Below are 14,878 nucleotides of genomic sequence, written 5' to 3'. Positions count from 1 at the left end.
GTTTGACACAGTTCTCATTCCAGGTGAACTGTGGTATGCACTATTAGCCTCAGTTTCCCGAGGGTATGGTGCTCCGAAGGGTAGTTTGGCCACGTGTTACTGAGCTATTCGCTACGAGTATAAACTCGTACAACTAGCATGGCTAAATCGGATCCCAATAGCAATGGCCTCCGGCAGGATCAACCGGAATGACTACCCTCGCGCCTGATTCCCGGCACGAGGGGGTTATGTTGGCGGGTGTTGACTCGTTGTCAACACACCATTGCATGGTCCAATGTGGAGTCCGGTCTCACCGGCGACCCGGATGACACCGAACGTCCACGGCTCACATCAGATCTCCTCTTACGCCGGAGCGCAGGGGGCGAAATCCTCATGACGTCGAGTCGAGATGTCCCGACTCAGCGAAACCGGGCCGAGTTGAACGGCCCGAGTTCGCGATGCGTTCTTCGCGTTCGGTTCGAACCGGGGTATACATTTAACCCCGTCGGAACGCGTCGACCGGCCGCCGTCGGCGGCCGGCCGCTGCCCCCACCGCGGGGGCCTTCGCATTCCATTCGAATCGCGGTGTACACTTAACCCCGTCGAACCGAACCCGCCACGTCATGCGGTTTCATGCCGCGAAAAACCGATCGGGGCGGCGGCCACCCCCGATCCCGGTGCGTGGCTGACGGAGCCGATGCGTCAAAGAAACACGGATCGGGTGGAACGAACGGAACCGGCGAGTCACTCCTCGTCGAGGTACTCGATACCCTGTTTCGAGACGTTGGCTTTCGTGATGTCGTCGAGGTCGTTGAGCCAGAAGTCCTCGTCGGCCTCGTCGACTTCGGGAGCACCCGCCTTCCACGCCCATCCCTCGTACTCGTGTACCTTCTTCGTCCCTTTCTCGCGAAGCCTGATAGTGGTCCGTTCCGCCTCGTCTTCGGAAGGGGCGGGCTCGAGGGTTCGAGCCGCCTTGAGCGCGGCCTGTCTCGGCATGTTCCCGGAGAACTCGCTCGGTTCCGACCCGTCCTCCTCTCGGAGGGCGAAGTTTCGCTTACCGTCTTCACGTACCATGGTTTTACCTCCATGTCAACCCAACACACAACCCGTAATAAATATATCGGCGAAATGAAAACTGATCGGTACATTACTTATAAATACACCGGGGCGGTCTCCCGATCCCGAAGGTCGGTCGGCCGGGGAGACGACCGAGCGGAGAAGCCGGTCGGCGGGCTGGATCGGCCGCAGTCAAGGGATCCGACGCGTAAACAACACTTATATGTCTGCTGTGGCGAAGTGCGAGCCATACACCCGCGATGGTCCGCAAAAAGAAGCTCAGCCCGAGTGGCGCCAAAGACGACGACGGGGAGTACCACAACGTCCACGTGAACCTCCACGAGGACGAGCTCGCCGTCGCCGGAATGGAGATCGGCGACGAGGTGTTCGTTCGCGTCCGTGACGGCAAGATCATCATCCAGAAGGCCGACTCGAACCCCGAACAGCTCGAACACGACTTCTGAGGCCATCGCGGTCCGTCGCCACTCGGAACGAAACCGCTTCTCGCGTCCGGATCGGGATCGCTCGTACCACCGGTACCGTGGGTCGGCGGATTGATACCCGTCGACGACGAGAACCGACCGATGGGGCTCTACGACCTCGTGAAGCCGGCGTTGTTCGCGCTGCCGGCCGAGACGGCACACACCGCGGGACACCGTTTCCTTCGCGGCGTACAGGGTACTCCGATCGAGCCGGCGCTCCGGGGGCGGTACGCGGTGGAGGACGAGCGGCTGCGGATCGACGCGTTCGACACCGCGTTTCCGAACCCGGTCGGCGTGGCCGCCGGCTTCGACAAGAACGCCGAGGTACCGCGGGCGCTCGCCGCGCTCGGATTCGGCCACGTCGAGGTCGGGGGGGTGACCGCAGAGGGACAGCCGGGGAACCCCCGACCACGACTGTTCCGGCTCCGCGAGGACGACGCGTTGATCAACCGAATGGGGTTCAACAACGAGGGTGCGGACGTCGTCGGCGAGCGCCTCGATCGCGAACCGATGCCGGACGTACCGGTCGGCGTCAACGTCGGGAAATCGAAGTCGACGCCGCTGTCGGAGGCGGCCGGCGACTACCGGTACACCTACGAGCGCGTCGCGGACGCGGGCGACTACTTCGTGGTCAACGTCTCGAGTCCCAACACGCCGGGCCTTCGAGAGCTACAGAACCGCGAGGCGCTCGAGGCGATCCTCGGAACGCTCTCGGAGGCGGGCGCCTCGCCGCTTCTCGTCAAGCTCTCGCCCGATCTCCCGCGGGAAGCGATCGCGGAGGCGCTCGCCGTCGTCGACGATCTCGGCCTCGACGGCGTGATCGCGACGAACACGACCGTCTCCCGTCCGGACACGCTGGAGAGTCCGAACCGCGCCGAGCGAGGGGGACTGTCGGGAAAACCGATCGAGGACGTCGCAACCGAGATGGTCCGGTTCGTCGCGGAGCGGACGGACGTGCCGGTCGTCGGGGTCGGTGGCGTCTCCGACGCGGCGGGCGCCTACGAGAAGATCCGCGCCGGCGCGTCGGTGGTCCAGCTGTACACCGCGCTCGTCTACGAGGGTCCGGGGCTCGCCCGCTCGATCAATCGCGGACTGCTCGATCTCCTCGACCGCGACGGGTTCGAGACGGTCGAGGACGCGGTCGGCGCGGACCTCGAGTGATCGGACTCGCCTCGATCGGTCAGGCCTCGACGGCGTTCCGGACGATGACGACGACGTCCTCCGCGTCCAGGAGCTCGCCCTCGCCCGCGTACCGTCTGTCCTCCTCGATCGAGAACTCGCCGTCCGCAAGCGTCACGCCCGCGACGTGGAGCTCGTCGCCGTCGATCTCGTACTCGTCGTCCGCGAGCGCGGCGTCGATGTCGCCGACCCGGTCCCCGTGTTTCGGGCCGACCGTGGCGTAGTCGAGATCGATCCCCGTGACGACCGTCTCGACGGGGGCCTCCGCGTCCGGGTGGACCGCGAGGTCCTCGACGTGCATCACGCCGGTGACGTCGTCCTCGAACCCGCGGATGTCGGCGTACACCTCGACCGCGTCGAGGTCCGCGTTGAGCGGGAGCTGGTTCTCGCTTTTGTACCGGCGGAGCGCGCCCACGACCGCCATCGCGGCGCGGCCCGCGTCGGCGTCGGCGTCGAGCCCGAGCGGCTCGGGCCAGTCGGCGAGATGGATAGAGTCGCTCCCTTCTCCGCGGGCCGCGTCCGCGTACATGTCCTGCCACAGCTCCTCCGTGACGTGTGCGAGCACGGGCGCGAACAGCTTCAGGAACCGTCGGTGGGCGGTACGGAGCGTGTACGCCGCCGAGGCGTCCTCACGCTGTTTGGCGATCTCGAGGTAGTCGTCACAGAACGTGTTCCAGAAGAAGCTCCGGAGCCCGTCCCGCGCCTTCGAGAACTCGCGGTTCTCGAGTCTGGCGGTGAGCGTCTCGATCTCTCGGTCGAGTTCCGCGAGGAGCCACCGGTCGAGCTCGCGGAGGCCACCCTCGGGCTCGGCGGGATACGGCTCCGGCGCGAGTGATTCGACCAGCTTCGAGGCGTTCCAGAGCTTCCGGATGAGCTTCTCGCCCGCGCGGAGCCCCTTCTCCTGGTACGGCAGGTCGTCGCCGATCGCGGAGCCGGACGCCCAGTAGCGTGCGGCGTCGACGGGGTACTCCTCCAACACCGCGTCGGGGTCGACCACGTTCCCCTTGGATTTCGACATCTTCTCGCGGTTCTCGTCGAGCACCATCCCGTTGATCATCGTCGACTCGAAGGGCACCTCGCCGGTGTGTTCGTAACACTTGATCACGGTGTGGAACAGCCAGAAGGAGATGATGTCGTGGCCCTGCGGCCGGACGTCCATCGGGTAGATCTCCGGGCGGTCCATCGCGAACTCGCCGGCGTCCTCGTCGTAGTCCCAGCCGGCGTTGATAAGCGGGGTGAGAGAGGAAGTGGCCCACGTGTCGAGCACGTCGTCCTCGGGGACGAACTCCTCGCACCCGCACTCCGAGCAGGCGTCGATCGGCGGGTCGTCGGAGAGGGGATCGACTGGCAGGTCGGCCTTCTCGGCGACGACCTCGTCGTCGCAGTCCGCGCAGTACCACACCGGGAACGGGATCCCCGAGGAGCGCTGCCGGGAGATGAGCCAGTCCCACTGGAGCCCCTCGACCCAGTGTTGATACCGGGTGAACATCTTCTCGGGGAACCACTCCATCTCGCGGCCGGCCTCGAGGTACTCCTCGCGTTTGTCCAGCACCTCGACGTACCACTGCTCGGTCACGAGGAACTCGACGCTCGTCTCACAGCGCTCGTGGACGTTGACGGTGTGGGTGATCTCCCAGCGGTCGGTGAGCGCGCCGGCCTCCTCAAGGTCGGAGACGATGGCCTCGCGGGCCTCGGCGGAGTGGAGCCCCTCGTACTCGCCGGCGACGTCGGTCATGTGGGCGGACTCGTCGATGGCGACCCGGAGGTCCAGGTCGTGCGCCTGGTACCACTCGATGTCGTTCTGGTCGCCGAAGGTACAACACATCACGATCCCCGAGCCCGTCTCCATGTCGACGCGGTCGTCCGCGATGATCGGCACCTCGTGGCCGAACAGCGGCACCTCCGCCTCGCGGCCGACGAGGTCCGCGTTCTCCTCGTCGTCGGGGTGGACGAAGACGGCGACGCAGGCGGGGAGCAGTTCGGGTCGCGTGGTGGAGATGGTGAAAACGTCCTCGGTTCCGGCGACCCCGAACTCGATGTCGTGGAAGTGCGAGTCGCGTTCGTCGTCCTCGGTCTCCACCTGCGAGATGGCGGTCTCGCACTCGGGACACCAGATCGCCGGGGCCTCCTGGCGGTACTCGCGGCCCTTCTCGTAGAGGTCGAGAAAGGAGAGCTGGGAGACGCGCTGGACCTCGGGAGAGATGGTTCGGTAGGTGTTGTTCCAGTCGATGGAGAGGCCGACGCCCTGCATCTTCTCCGTGAACTCCTCTTCGTACTCCAGACACACCTCCCGACACTTCCGCTGGAACTCCCGACGCTCGAAGTCCTGGTGGCGGACGTCGATCTCGCGCTCGGTGAGTCGCTCGGAGGCGATGCCGTTGTCGTCGTAGCCGAACGGGTAGAACACCTCGCTGTCGTACATCCGGTGGAACCGGGCGACGACGTCCTGGAGGATCGAGCCGTACACGTGGCCCCAGTGGAGGCTGCCGGAGACGGTCGGCGGGGGGGTGTCGATGGAGAACGCGGTGTTCGGATCGACGGGGTCGTCGGGGTACGCGTACGTCTCCTCGTCGACCCATCGCCGCTGCCAGTGCGGCTCGGCGGTGTCGGGGTCGTACTCTCCGCTGGGCATTATCGGGTGGGATTTCCCGCGGTTCCCTCTTAACGGCCTCGGTTACGCCGGAACCGCGGCGGTCGATCGAGTCGAAGTGATCCGGCGCGCGCGAGCAACGCGCGCGAGGGAGTCGGTCGCCTCTGGCGACCGACGAGGCTGGGGAGGCGTGAGGTGCGGGGCTGTGCGGTCGGGTGGGACTCAAAGGGGCAGTCGCGAGGGCGAAGCCCGGCGACGTAAGCACCGAAAGGAGTGAGTGGAGCGAACGACTGAGGAGCGCAACGAGCCGCGCGAGCCCTCGCGGCTGGGGCTTTGTGGATGTTCTCCACAGTTATCGCACCCAGTTCGGGTAGCCGACCAGTGGGGACTTTGGAACTGGTCAGTTCTTCGAAACCAACGTTCCGATCAGGGTGCGACGCCGACCGTCAGCAGCGTTCCCCACGTCCGGTAGCGGTCGACCATCGCGTCGCGGCTCTCCCAGTCGTCGGTCGGGAACGCCGACTCCGGCGGGATCTCGGTCTCGCGGTCGGGGATCGCGTCCTGCTCGGCGACGTACAGCCCGGCCTCGCGGAACGCCTCGCGGTACTCCGCGCGGCTCCACAGCGTCATGTCGATCGAGATGTGCTCCTGCCACGCGTGGGTCTGTTCGCTCTCGGCGAAGTAGTTGACCGCACAGTAGAACGTCCCGCCGGGCTTCAACGCGCGACGGACCTCGGCGAGGGTGTCGTGCGGGTTCGCGGCGTAGTAGAACGCCTCCATCGAAAACACGTGGTCGACCGAGTCGTCGGCGAACGGGAGCGCGTCGAAGTCCCCCACGAGAAAGCCGACCGCGTCGTCGTCGGTGTAGCCGCGGGCGTTCCGGGCCATCTCCGGCGCGCCGTCGAGGCCGTAGCCGCGGCCGACGTCACGCTCCCGGAGCGCGCGGAGCGCGTAGCCGGAGCCGGTTCCCAGATCGAGGACGGCGTCGCCCGACTCGATCGGCATGCGTGCGAGGACGTGTTTCGCGGTGTGCCAGTGGCGGTCCTCCATTCCGCGGTCCCTGCCGGCGGCCGCCCACGCGTCGAACTCGTCTCTGACGCTCATACGCGGAGGACGGCGGGAGGGGTCAAAACCGGATCGACGGCGGATCGCGTGCGGCGGATCGCGTGCGGCGATCGCGGAATCGACGCGACGGGGCGCGGAACCGAACCGTCGGCGCACCGGAGTCACCCCGGTCGGTAGGGGACCGCGCGAGCGACGCGCTTTTCTCCCGAGCCCGGATGGTCGAGATATGAAACGCCCGAACCTCCGACGGCCGCGGTTCCGGGTCGCCGACTCCGCCCAGCAGATGGTCGGCGGATTCCTCCTGGCCGGCCCGTTCGTGGTCACCGAGGAGGTGTGGGTGCTCGCGAGCGGAATGAACGGGATCCAGGCGGTCCTCACGGCCGCCATGGTGGCCGCGATCGGGTACGCCACGCTGTACCGCGCGGACACCGGACGCGATCCCGACGCCGAACCGGAGATCGTCGGGGTCCCGGTCAGGTTCCTCTCGTTGATGATCGTCGCGTTCGGGTCGGTGATCGTTCTGGCCGTCCTCTTCGACGCACCCGACACGTTTCTCATCGACCGGGGAGTGACGGGAACGGATCTGTGGGTGACGACCGCCAAGGCGGTCTCCGTCGGCGCGGTCTTCAGCGTCGTCGGGGCCGCGACCGCCGACAGCGTGTTCTGATCCGGCCTGCCCTCTCGAATCGGACGCGGTCACACGACGACGCCGACGACCGCGAACAGGATCAACACGCCCGCGACGTCACACAGGTTCGTCACGATCGGGATCGTCGTGTCGTCCGGATTGAGCCCGACCCGATAGGAGACCTCGACGGCGACGACGCTCGCGACCACGACGAGCACCGCGAGGAGCATCCCGGAGACGAGCGCGATCAGGAGCACGCGAGCGAGCGCGAGCGACCCGCCGAGCGCGACGCCGATGGCCCACGCCGCGACGCCGACGAGCCCGAAGACGGTCCCCGCGAGCGCGAAGACGGCGATCACGTTGGCGCGAACGTCCGGGTTCGAGAGCCGCGGCTCGTAGGTCCCGAGGTACAGCTGCGTGGTGAGCCGCGAGCAGGTGATCGACGCGAGGTTCCCTGCCGTGCCGATCTGAACCGGGAGCAGAACGAGGAGCGCGGGGTACTGGAGCAGGGTCCGCTCGAAGCTCTCGAGGACGGTGCCCGAGACCAGCTGGAGAACCGACAGGGCCGCCAGAAGCGGGATCATCGTCCGGACGATGCGTTGGACCGACCACTCGTCGATGGCGGTCGAGCCGCCGGGGTCATCGAGGCCGTCGGAGGTCGCGGGTTCCGTGGACGATCGAGGTTCTCCGGGAGCGTCGGTCACGTGATCACCCCCACGACGTAGATCCCGACGAGCAGGAAGAAGACGCCGAAGACGTCACCCAGCGTCGTCACGACCGGACCGATCACGTTGTCGGGATTGAGTCCGCGGCGGTACCCCACGAAGATGACGGTTATCAACACCGAGAGCATGAGCGCCGCCGAGAGGAAGCCGGCGACGAGCATGATGCCGACGAGCTCGAGCAGGCTCCCCCGACCGCCGAGGATGACCAAGGTGAGGTAGGTGATGACCGCGATGAACACGGAGACCGTCATCCCGTTGATGAAGGAGGCGACGATGGCGTTCGTGAGCCGTCGGTCGAGCGCGAACGTCGGCTCGATCACCCCCTGATGGAGACCCGTCGAGAGCCGAGCGCCGAGCGAGCCGTAGACGCCGCCGCGGGTCGCGAGAAACGCCGGGAGGAGAAGCAGGATTCCGGGGACGCTCTCGATGCCGGAGCGCATGGTCTCGGAGCCGAGGATCGTGCCCGCGAACAGCCCGGCGACGAGACTGACGAGCACGACGGGGAGCGCCTGGCGGTAGATCTCCCGTGCGCTTTCGTGACCGTCCATGCGGACGTACCGACGGCGGGGGCCGTGAAAAGCCGTCCGGCGGCGGGCGCGTCGGGGAGCGGTCGGACGGATCGGTTCCGGACCGCACCGTTAAGTCGGTCCGGCCGGTTCCCCGTGTATGGAGTACGCGCTCGCCGTCGAGAACGGACCCGAAACGATCCCAGGGGGGACGGGACTCCTGCTCGTCCACCCGAGCATCGGCGAGACGGATCGGATCGACACCGACTTCCTGAAGACCGACACCGACGCGTTCCTCGTCGTCTCGACGCGGACGACCGCGCGCGAAGTCGAACAGAAACTCGAGTACTACGACGTCGACGAGGAGAAGGCGACGATCCTCGACACCCTCTCCGTCGAGCGGGGCTACTCGCGACGCTCCTCCGACGACGTCTACTACGTCTCCGCCCCCGACGACCTCGACGGCGTGGTCGACCGCGTCGAGCGGTTCCTGGAGGAGACGGAGGGGAAACGCCGCGTTTCCGTCGACTCGCTCACCGAGATGGCGTACTACGCGGACGACGAGGCCGTCTACGAGGCGGCCGCGGAGGTCCTCGAGTTGCTGAAAGAACACGACGCAGTCGGCATCTTCCACCTCTCCGAGGAGGTCCACGAGGTGGCGACGCTCGACCGGTTCCGGGAGCTCTTCGACGGGGTCATCTCCCTCGACGGCGACGGCAACGCCTCGGTCGAGTTCTGAAGGGCTACTCCTCGCCGAGCGCCGCGAACGTCTTCTCCGCCCACTTCACCGCGTAGGGAGCGCCCCGATCGCGGTACGCCGCGGTGTCCAGCGCGGCGAACGGCGCGGGGAGGTCGAGGTCGTGTCGAACTGCGGAGCAGGCGTACTCGGTCGCGCTCGCGAAGTCGGTCTCCCCGCGGGCGACCTCGGTCGGGAGGTCCGAGAGCCGCCCCTCCAGACGTTCGCCGGCGTCGACCCAAGCGTCGTACAGCCGGGGGGACTCCTCCTCCAACGAGGCGAATACCTCTCGAGTGTGGAGGCCGACCCACGCGTCGTACAGCGCGGCCGCGACCTGGAAGACGTCCGCGGCGTCGAACCGGTGGGTCGCGTCGGAGGGGGTGTCGGCCCCGTCGCCGCTCGGATACGGTCGCCGGATCGCCGCGTCGAGGTCGCGGTATCGCGGCCCGAAGAACGGGAGGAACGTCTCCGGAAGCCGGTCGCCGGGCTCCTCGGAGGAGGCGACCGTCCCCGCGGCCGGTTCGACCCCGACCTGAACCAGTCGGTCGGCGATCAGAAAGGCGAGGAAGTCCTCGGGCGTCCCCTCGGCGCGGCGCTTGAGGAGGACGGCCTGCGGGTCCGTCTGCGTCGTACGGACCACGGTCCCCGCGCCGGGGAGCCCCACCGTGAACGTCGGTCCCGCGTACCGTCGAAGGGCCTCCGGAGCGTCAGACGGAAGCCACTCGTCGGGACACGAGAACGGGTCGAGCCCGTCGACGAACAGCCCGAGGTCCTCCGCGGCCGCGGGCGGCAGCGTCTCGAACTCGGCGTCGACGTCGAGGACGGGCGATCCGGGCGCGTGACGGTCTCGAACCGCCGCCAGGTCGGCGTCGAGATCGCGAGCCGAGAACATCACCCGGCCGTTCCGAAGACGTACGAGAGGATGATAAGCACCGCGAGCGCGGCGGATATCCCGACCGTGCCGAGGACGATCTTGGTGGATTTGCTCATGGTGGAGACGTGCGCCCCGGCGTGTTAAATTCATTCGGTCGGCGACCACGGTGACCCGCTCGACCGGCGACCGCGGTGTCCCGTCGAGGTGGAGAGGTGGCTTCCGCCCGCGGACTTAACCGGCCGGCCGAGAGACGACGGGTATGCGGATCCGTGACGCGCTCGAGTCGGACGCCGAGGCGCTCGCCGACGTGACCGGCCGCCCGGCGGACGTGCTCGTGGACACGATACACGACCGGACGGTCAGAGTCGCGACCGACGGTCGAGACGGGGACGAGATCGACGGCTTCGTCGCGTTCGACGTCCGCGCGGGGACCGTTCACGTGACCGACCTCGCCGGGACGCCCCCGGCGCTCGAGCGGCTGATCGAGGAGCCGAAGCGGTTCGCGAAACGCGAGGGGATGGACGTCGAGGCGGTCGTCGTCGACGGCGAGAAACGTCGTAGCGACGCGCTCGAGGACGCCGGGTTCGCGGCGGCGGGATCGGGACCGCGCTTCGAGGGGAGATCGACCACGCGGTTTCGGCTCGAACGCGACGAGTGACCGGACCGGTCGATGAGATCACCGCAAGGGCCGAGCTACAGCCGGTCGGCCAGGTCCTCCGCGAAGTAGGTCACGATCAGGTCCGCGCCCGCGCGCTTGAGCGAGACGAGCGACTCGTGGGCGACCGCCTCGAGGTCGAGCCACCCCTTTTCCGCGGCGGCGTGGAGCATGGCGTACTCGCCGGAGACGTTGTAGGCGGCGATCGGGCGGTCGAACTCCCGGCGGAGGTCCGAGACGACGTCGAGGTACGGGAGTCCCGGCTTCACCATCAACACGTCCGCGCCCGCCTCGGCGTCGAGTCGGGCCTCCCGGAGCGCCTCCCGGCGGTTGGCGGGGTCCATCTGGTAGTGCCGGCGGTCACCGAAGGCGGGCGCGCCGTCGGCGGCGTCCCGGAACGGGCCGTAGAAGGCCGACTCGTACTTCGCGGCGTAGCTCATGAGCGCCACGTCCTCGTGGCCCGCGTCGTCGAGCGCCGAGCGGATCGCCCCCACCTGCCCGTCCGCCATCGCCGAGGGCGCGACCATGTCCGCGCCGGCGTCGGCCTGCGAGACCGCGGTCTCCGCGAGCAGGTCCAGCGTCTCGTCGTTTCTCACCGTGAGCGTCGGGTCGCTCTCGGCCGCCGGCTCGATCACCCCGCAGTGGCCGTGGTCGGTGTACTCACACAGACAGACGTCGCCGATCACGTACGCGTCAGTCGCGCCCGAGATCCGGCGGATCGCCCGTTGGACGACGCCGTCGTCGGCGTACGCCCGGCTCCCAGTCGGGTCCTTGGTCTCGGGGATCCCGAAGAGGATGACCGCCTCGACGCCGGTCTCGCGGACCTCCTCGACGCGCGCGACCGCCTCGTCGTGAGGGACGCGCTCGTGGCCCGGCATCGACTCGATCGGCACGCGCTCGTCGGTCGTCGCGTCGACGAAGACGGGCGCGACGAGGTCGGACGCCGACAGCGACGACTCGCTGACGAGCGGGCGGATCCCGTCGGTTCGGAGCCGTCGCGGGCGGTCGGTGGGGTACATACCTGCCGCTTGGTCGCGGACCGTCTTTTAGCGTTCGTTCGCGCGCGGGCGGATCGGAAAAGCGGTCGATGGACGCGTCACTCGCCCTCTCGCGACTCGACGTCGAGCCGGTCCGAGAGCGCCGCCAACCCCTCGTCGTCGGCCAGCTCCTCGACGCGTTCGCGGAAGTGCTCGGCACAGAGCCCGACGACGACGCCGGCCCGTTCGGCCTCGTAGGCGGCCTCGCTGTCGCAGTAGTGACACCGCATGTCGATCCCTCGGTCGCGCCGAGAGTTAACCCTGTTCCTCGCCGGAGTCTCCCCTCCCCGGCCGGGGTTCCCCGCCCCTCGACCGGACTCAACGGAGGCCGCTCAGCGCGGGGCCGACAGTCGCTTGCGGACCGGCGCGAACGCGGCCTCGGTCAGTCCGGCCGCGCCGAGGGTCCGCTCGTGGGCGTCGCTCCCGCCCGTCGCGAGCAGATCCGCGTCGGCGACGATCGCGTCGATCCGACCGGTGTCGACCGGGCGACCGTACGGGTAGAAGCGCTCGATCGCGTCGAGGTCGCGGGCGACCTCGAGCGCCGCGTCGACGTCGGCGTAGCGGAACGGGTGTGCGAGCCCGACGAGCGCGCACGACCCCCGGAGTAGGTCGACGCCGCGGTCGAGGTCGGTCACGTCGCGGGCGACGTAACACGGCCCGTCGTTCCCGATCAGCTCGTCGAAGGCGTCGGCGTAGTCGTACGGCGCGGCCGACGCCTCGATCGCGCGGGCGACGTGCGGCCGACCGAGGCCGGGGCGGGGCTCCACGTCGAGGTCGACGCCGAGGCGCTCCTCGACGCGCCGGAGGATCGCCGCGCCGCGCTCGCGGCGGTCGGTCTGGAGCCGGTCGATCTCGGCGTCGAGCGCGGGGGTGTGCTCGACGGCGTACCCGAGCAGGTCGAGCCGCTCGAAGCCGGCGTCGACGCGGAGCTCGATCCCTCGAACGATCCGGACCCCGTCGCGCTCGACGACGGGTGCGTCGATCCCGGGGTGGACGCGGTCGTGGTCGGTGACCGCGACCCAGTCGAGTCCGGCCTCGCGGGCGGCCGCCGGGACCTCGTCGATCGTCAACGTCCCGTCGGAGACGGTCGTGTGGGTATGGAGGTCGGCGACGAGACCGGAACGACGGTCGCCGTGTTCGGAATCTCGGCTGTCAGCGTCCATACCCCTCGTTTCCGCCGACCCCACTAAGCAACGACGGTGCCGATCCGTGCGGAATCATGACGTATACCGCACGCGGTATTATGACGTATAAGGAGGTAACCCCCGACTAAGGACGTTCATGGACAATCATTAAGAACCTCCGGCGACTCGGCGTAGTTGATGCGCTTGAACGGCGTCGACGACCGGATCGAACGGCACCAGTTCCCGACCACCTCCGAAGAGCTGATCGCGGCTCACGGAAACGCGACCGTACAGCTCGCCGACGGCTCGGAGCGGATCGGGGACGTGCTCGAACGGTTCGGCGAGCAGACGTTCGACGCGCCCGAGGAGGTCTTCGACACGCTGCGAGCCGGCGTCTGTCACCGCGGCGTCGGCCGACGGTTCTACTCGGACCGCGACCCGACGACGGACGGCGAGAACGGGCCGCAGCCGGTCTCGTTCTGAGGCGGCGGTAGCGGTTCTCGTTTTTCGAGGCGTTTTCCGGCGAGCCGCGGCAGTACGAAGTGAGAAACACGACTACGGCGTACACCGTCAAAGCCCCAGTCGCGAGGCGCTCCGCGCCTCTGACAGCCGGCGGCTGAGCCGCCGGCGACTGCCCCTTTGAGAGTCCACCCGCACCGCAACCGCCCCGCACCTCACGCCTCCCCAGCCTCGCGGCTCGCACTCTCCGAGTGCTCACCGCGTCCCTCGCGGGCTCCTCACGCCCTGTCGGGCGCTCGGAGGCGCGCCACCGCATCGAAGACCGATCGTTGCGTCAGCCACACTAACAGATCGTAGTCTCTTTCACCGGTACGCAACCACTCCACCGGCCTCAGTCGATCCACTCGACGGCCGGCGAGAGATCGATCGGGACCGACCCCTTCCGGTAGGCCTCGATCCGGCCGTTCGGGCGAGCGCGGAGGACGACCGCGGGCCGGTGGCGGACGTCCGGGCGCGCGGCGCGGACCGCGTCCCAGTCGTCGTCGGGGAACGACGAGCAGTCGACGAACAGCGTCGCTCCGCCGCCGTGCGCCTCCAACTGGCCGCTGGTCTTCGTCTCGACGGTGTCGCGGACGGCCGCGACCGGGCCGGACGCCGACCGGGTCGCGACCGGCTGCGGTCGGGTGACCTCGACGAGCGAGCCGGTCCCCGTGTCGGGGTCGGTCGCGCGGAAGTCGAGCGAGTGGCCGGTCGTCACCTCGATCTCGGGGGTCAACGCGTACCCCGAATCCGAGATGAGCTTCGCGGCCGTGAACTCCGCGACGGTCGCGCTCATGCGAACGAGGTCCATCGAGGTGGAGGTGCCGAGCTTGCCCGCCATCGTCTCGCGGTACTCGTCGAGGATGCCGGGCCGCAGGAGACGCTCGACGTAGCCGGTCCCCTCCTCGCGGGTCGCGTCGGGGAAGCCGGCGGCGTGGTCGCGGAAGAACGCCCTGGTCGTCGCCGCGCCGTCCTTCGAGCAGAACACCGGGAGGAAGAACCACGAGACGTGCGGGTAGTCCGCGAGCCACGGCTCGTCGTCGTGAAGCCCCGCGAGCAGCTCCCGCTGGGCCCACCGCGAGACGGGATAGGGGACCTCCTCGAAGCCGTACTTGTCCGTGCGCCAGAGGTCGCTCGGCGTCTCCGTGTTGCCGAGCCAGTAGCCGACGGGGCCGCCGCCCGCACCCTCCGGCGGGTCGGCGTCGTCGTCGGTCCAACAGAACAGCGCCCACGAGCCGTCGTCCATGTCGAACCGCCGCGCCTCGTACCGGGGGGGCGGCTTGAACCACGGGTCGCTCGCGGTCGCGCCGAGGTTCTCGTCGAGCGGGCGTTCGATCCGCGAGCGGACCCGATCCGTGTCCCACCGGCCGGGCGCGCGCCTGAATCGGAGCGGTTGTGCCACGCGTCCGCTACCGCACGACTCGGCTAAGGGCTTCCGGTGGCCCGACCGGAACGCCGCTCCGACCGAGGCCTCGGCGATCGGGTAACTATCGCGTCTGAGAAACGAATGCGGATCCGCCGACAGGTATATGTACAAGAGTTGCTAAGTGAGATCGTACCATGTCAATGGGTGCCTATGACGAGGCCGAGCACGAAAGGCGGGAAGCGAAGACGAGTGCTGTCGACGCCGATTTCGACGCCGAGCGGCCGGAGTATTCGGGCTCGCTCACGTACGACTCCGGCGACTCCGCGGAGGCACTCCTCGACAAGTTCCAGGAGATGAAAGGAGAGTAACAGGGATCCG

The 14,878-nt window shown here is 68.3% G+C and carries 18 protein-coding genes and 1 rRNA gene; 7 read left to right on the top strand and 12 right to left on the bottom strand.

Annotated features, from left to right (window positions below; translation table 11 throughout):
* Positions 1-190: ribosomal RNA gene (locus NO889_RS04145) — 16S ribosomal RNA — on the bottom strand; the annotation flags it as partial.
* A 533-nt stretch (positions 191-723) separates the two neighbouring features.
* Positions 724-1,053, bottom strand: coding sequence for a non-histone chromosomal MC1 family protein (locus NO889_RS04140; protein ID WP_256410985.1), 330 nt, complete (start codon positions 1,051-1,053; stop codon positions 724-726).
* Between the two features lie 242 nt (positions 1,054-1,295).
* Here NO889_RS04140 and NO889_RS04135 point away from each other — a divergent pair, with 242 nt between their 5' ends.
* Both NO889_RS04135 and NO889_RS04130 read left to right on the top strand, forming a co-directional pair.
* On the top strand, positions 1,296-1,499 hold the full coding sequence (locus tag NO889_RS04135) for an AbrB/MazE/SpoVT family DNA-binding domain-containing protein (protein WP_256410984.1): 204 nt from the start codon (positions 1,296-1,298) through the stop codon (positions 1,497-1,499).
* 120 nt (positions 1,500-1,619) lie between these two features.
* Positions 1,620-2,678: a quinone-dependent dihydroorotate dehydrogenase gene (locus NO889_RS04130; RefSeq protein WP_256410983.1), complete on the top strand. Its 1,059-nt coding sequence runs from the start codon at positions 1,620-1,622 to the stop codon at positions 2,676-2,678.
* 19 nt (positions 2,679-2,697) lie between these two features.
* Here the strand turns inward: NO889_RS04130 and NO889_RS04125 are convergent, their stop codons facing one another.
* Both NO889_RS04125 and NO889_RS04120 read right to left on the bottom strand, forming a co-directional pair.
* Positions 2,698-5,328 carry a valine--tRNA ligase gene (locus NO889_RS04125; protein ID WP_256410982.1) on the bottom strand — a complete coding sequence of 877 codons (2,631 nt, stop codon included), beginning with the start codon at positions 5,326-5,328 and terminating at the stop codon, positions 2,698-2,700.
* Positions 5,329-5,712: 384 nt separating this feature from the next.
* On the bottom strand, positions 5,713-6,390 hold the full coding sequence (locus NO889_RS04120) for a class I SAM-dependent methyltransferase (protein ID WP_256410981.1): 678 nt from the start codon (positions 6,388-6,390) through the stop codon (positions 5,713-5,715).
* A gap of 187 nt (positions 6,391-6,577) precedes the next feature.
* Between NO889_RS04120 and NO889_RS04115 the strand changes: the two genes are divergently transcribed.
* Positions 6,578-7,018 (top strand): DUF2391 domain-containing protein, encoded by a 441-nt coding sequence (locus NO889_RS04115; protein ID WP_256410980.1) that lies wholly within the window; start codon positions 6,578-6,580, stop codon positions 7,016-7,018.
* A 29-nt stretch (positions 7,019-7,047) separates the two neighbouring features.
* Here the strand turns inward: NO889_RS04115 and NO889_RS04110 are convergent, their stop codons facing one another.
* Both NO889_RS04110 and NO889_RS04105 read right to left on the bottom strand, forming a co-directional pair.
* Positions 7,048-7,563, bottom strand: a complete 516-nt coding sequence (locus NO889_RS04110; RefSeq protein WP_256411001.1) for a magnesium transporter — start codon at positions 7,561-7,563, stop codon at positions 7,048-7,050.
* A gap of 116 nt (positions 7,564-7,679) precedes the next feature.
* On the bottom strand, positions 7,680-8,252 hold the full coding sequence (locus NO889_RS04105) for a magnesium transporter (protein WP_256410979.1): 573 nt from the start codon (positions 8,250-8,252) through the stop codon (positions 7,680-7,682).
* Positions 8,253-8,370: 118 nt separating this feature from the next.
* Between NO889_RS04105 and NO889_RS04100 the strand changes: the two genes are divergently transcribed.
* A complete protein-coding gene (locus NO889_RS04100; RefSeq protein ID WP_256410978.1) occupies positions 8,371-8,949 on the top strand; it encodes a DUF7090 family protein in 579 nt (192 codons plus the stop codon).
* A gap of 4 nt (positions 8,950-8,953) precedes the next feature.
* On the opposite strand, the gene NO889_RS04095 is transcribed toward NO889_RS04100, so the two are convergent.
* On the bottom strand, positions 8,954-9,838 hold the full coding sequence (locus NO889_RS04095) for a DUF7089 family protein (RefSeq protein ID WP_256410977.1): 885 nt from the start codon (positions 9,836-9,838) through the stop codon (positions 8,954-8,956).
* Complete coding sequence (locus NO889_RS16500; RefSeq protein ID WP_425498812.1) at positions 9,838-9,936, bottom strand: hypothetical protein; 99 nt, start codon at positions 9,934-9,936, stop codon at positions 9,838-9,840. The genes NO889_RS04095 and NO889_RS16500 overlap by 1 nt, the downstream gene beginning before the upstream one ends.
* A gap of 143 nt (positions 9,937-10,079) precedes the next feature.
* Here NO889_RS16500 and NO889_RS04090 point away from each other — a divergent pair, with 143 nt between their 5' ends.
* On the top strand, positions 10,080-10,478 hold the full coding sequence (locus NO889_RS04090) for a hypothetical protein (protein ID WP_256410976.1): 399 nt from the start codon (positions 10,080-10,082) through the stop codon (positions 10,476-10,478).
* A gap of 35 nt (positions 10,479-10,513) precedes the next feature.
* Here the strand turns inward: NO889_RS04090 and hemB are convergent, their stop codons facing one another.
* From hemB to NO889_RS04075, 3 genes are all read right to left on the bottom strand, one after another.
* Positions 10,514-11,494, bottom strand: coding sequence for a porphobilinogen synthase (gene hemB, locus NO889_RS04085; protein ID WP_256410975.1), 981 nt, complete (start codon positions 11,492-11,494; stop codon positions 10,514-10,516).
* 77 nt (positions 11,495-11,571) lie between these two features.
* Complete coding sequence (locus NO889_RS04080) at positions 11,572-11,742, bottom strand: DUF6757 family protein (protein WP_256410974.1); 171 nt, start codon at positions 11,740-11,742, stop codon at positions 11,572-11,574.
* A 102-nt stretch (positions 11,743-11,844) separates the two neighbouring features.
* Positions 11,845-12,675, bottom strand: coding sequence for a PHP domain-containing protein (locus tag NO889_RS04075; RefSeq protein WP_256410973.1), 831 nt, complete (start codon positions 12,673-12,675; stop codon positions 11,845-11,847).
* A 159-nt stretch (positions 12,676-12,834) separates the two neighbouring features.
* Between NO889_RS04075 and NO889_RS04070 the strand changes: the two genes are divergently transcribed.
* Positions 12,835-13,119, top strand: coding sequence for a DUF5789 family protein (locus tag NO889_RS04070; RefSeq protein WP_256410972.1), 285 nt, complete (start codon positions 12,835-12,837; stop codon positions 13,117-13,119).
* Between the two features lie 367 nt (positions 13,120-13,486).
* Here the strand turns inward: NO889_RS04070 and NO889_RS04065 are convergent, their stop codons facing one another.
* Positions 13,487-14,536: a DUF5784 family protein gene (locus NO889_RS04065; RefSeq protein ID WP_256410971.1), complete on the bottom strand. Its 1,050-nt coding sequence runs from the start codon at positions 14,534-14,536 to the stop codon at positions 13,487-13,489.
* 164 nt (positions 14,537-14,700) lie between these two features.
* Here NO889_RS04065 and NO889_RS04060 point away from each other — a divergent pair, with 164 nt between their 5' ends.
* Positions 14,701-14,868, top strand: coding sequence for a DUF5786 family protein (locus tag NO889_RS04060; protein ID WP_256410970.1), 168 nt, complete (start codon positions 14,701-14,703; stop codon positions 14,866-14,868).
* Positions 14,869-14,878 lie beyond the last annotated feature (10 nt).

The sequence above is a fragment of the Halorubrum rubrum genome, from assembly GCF_024494685.1.
Taxonomy (GTDB): Archaea; Halobacteriota; Halobacteria; order Halobacteriales; family Haloferacaceae; genus Halorubrum; species Halorubrum rubrum.
The sequence above is the reverse complement of the archived record's forward strand: the minus strand, read 5'-3'. Positions and strand labels throughout refer to the sequence as shown.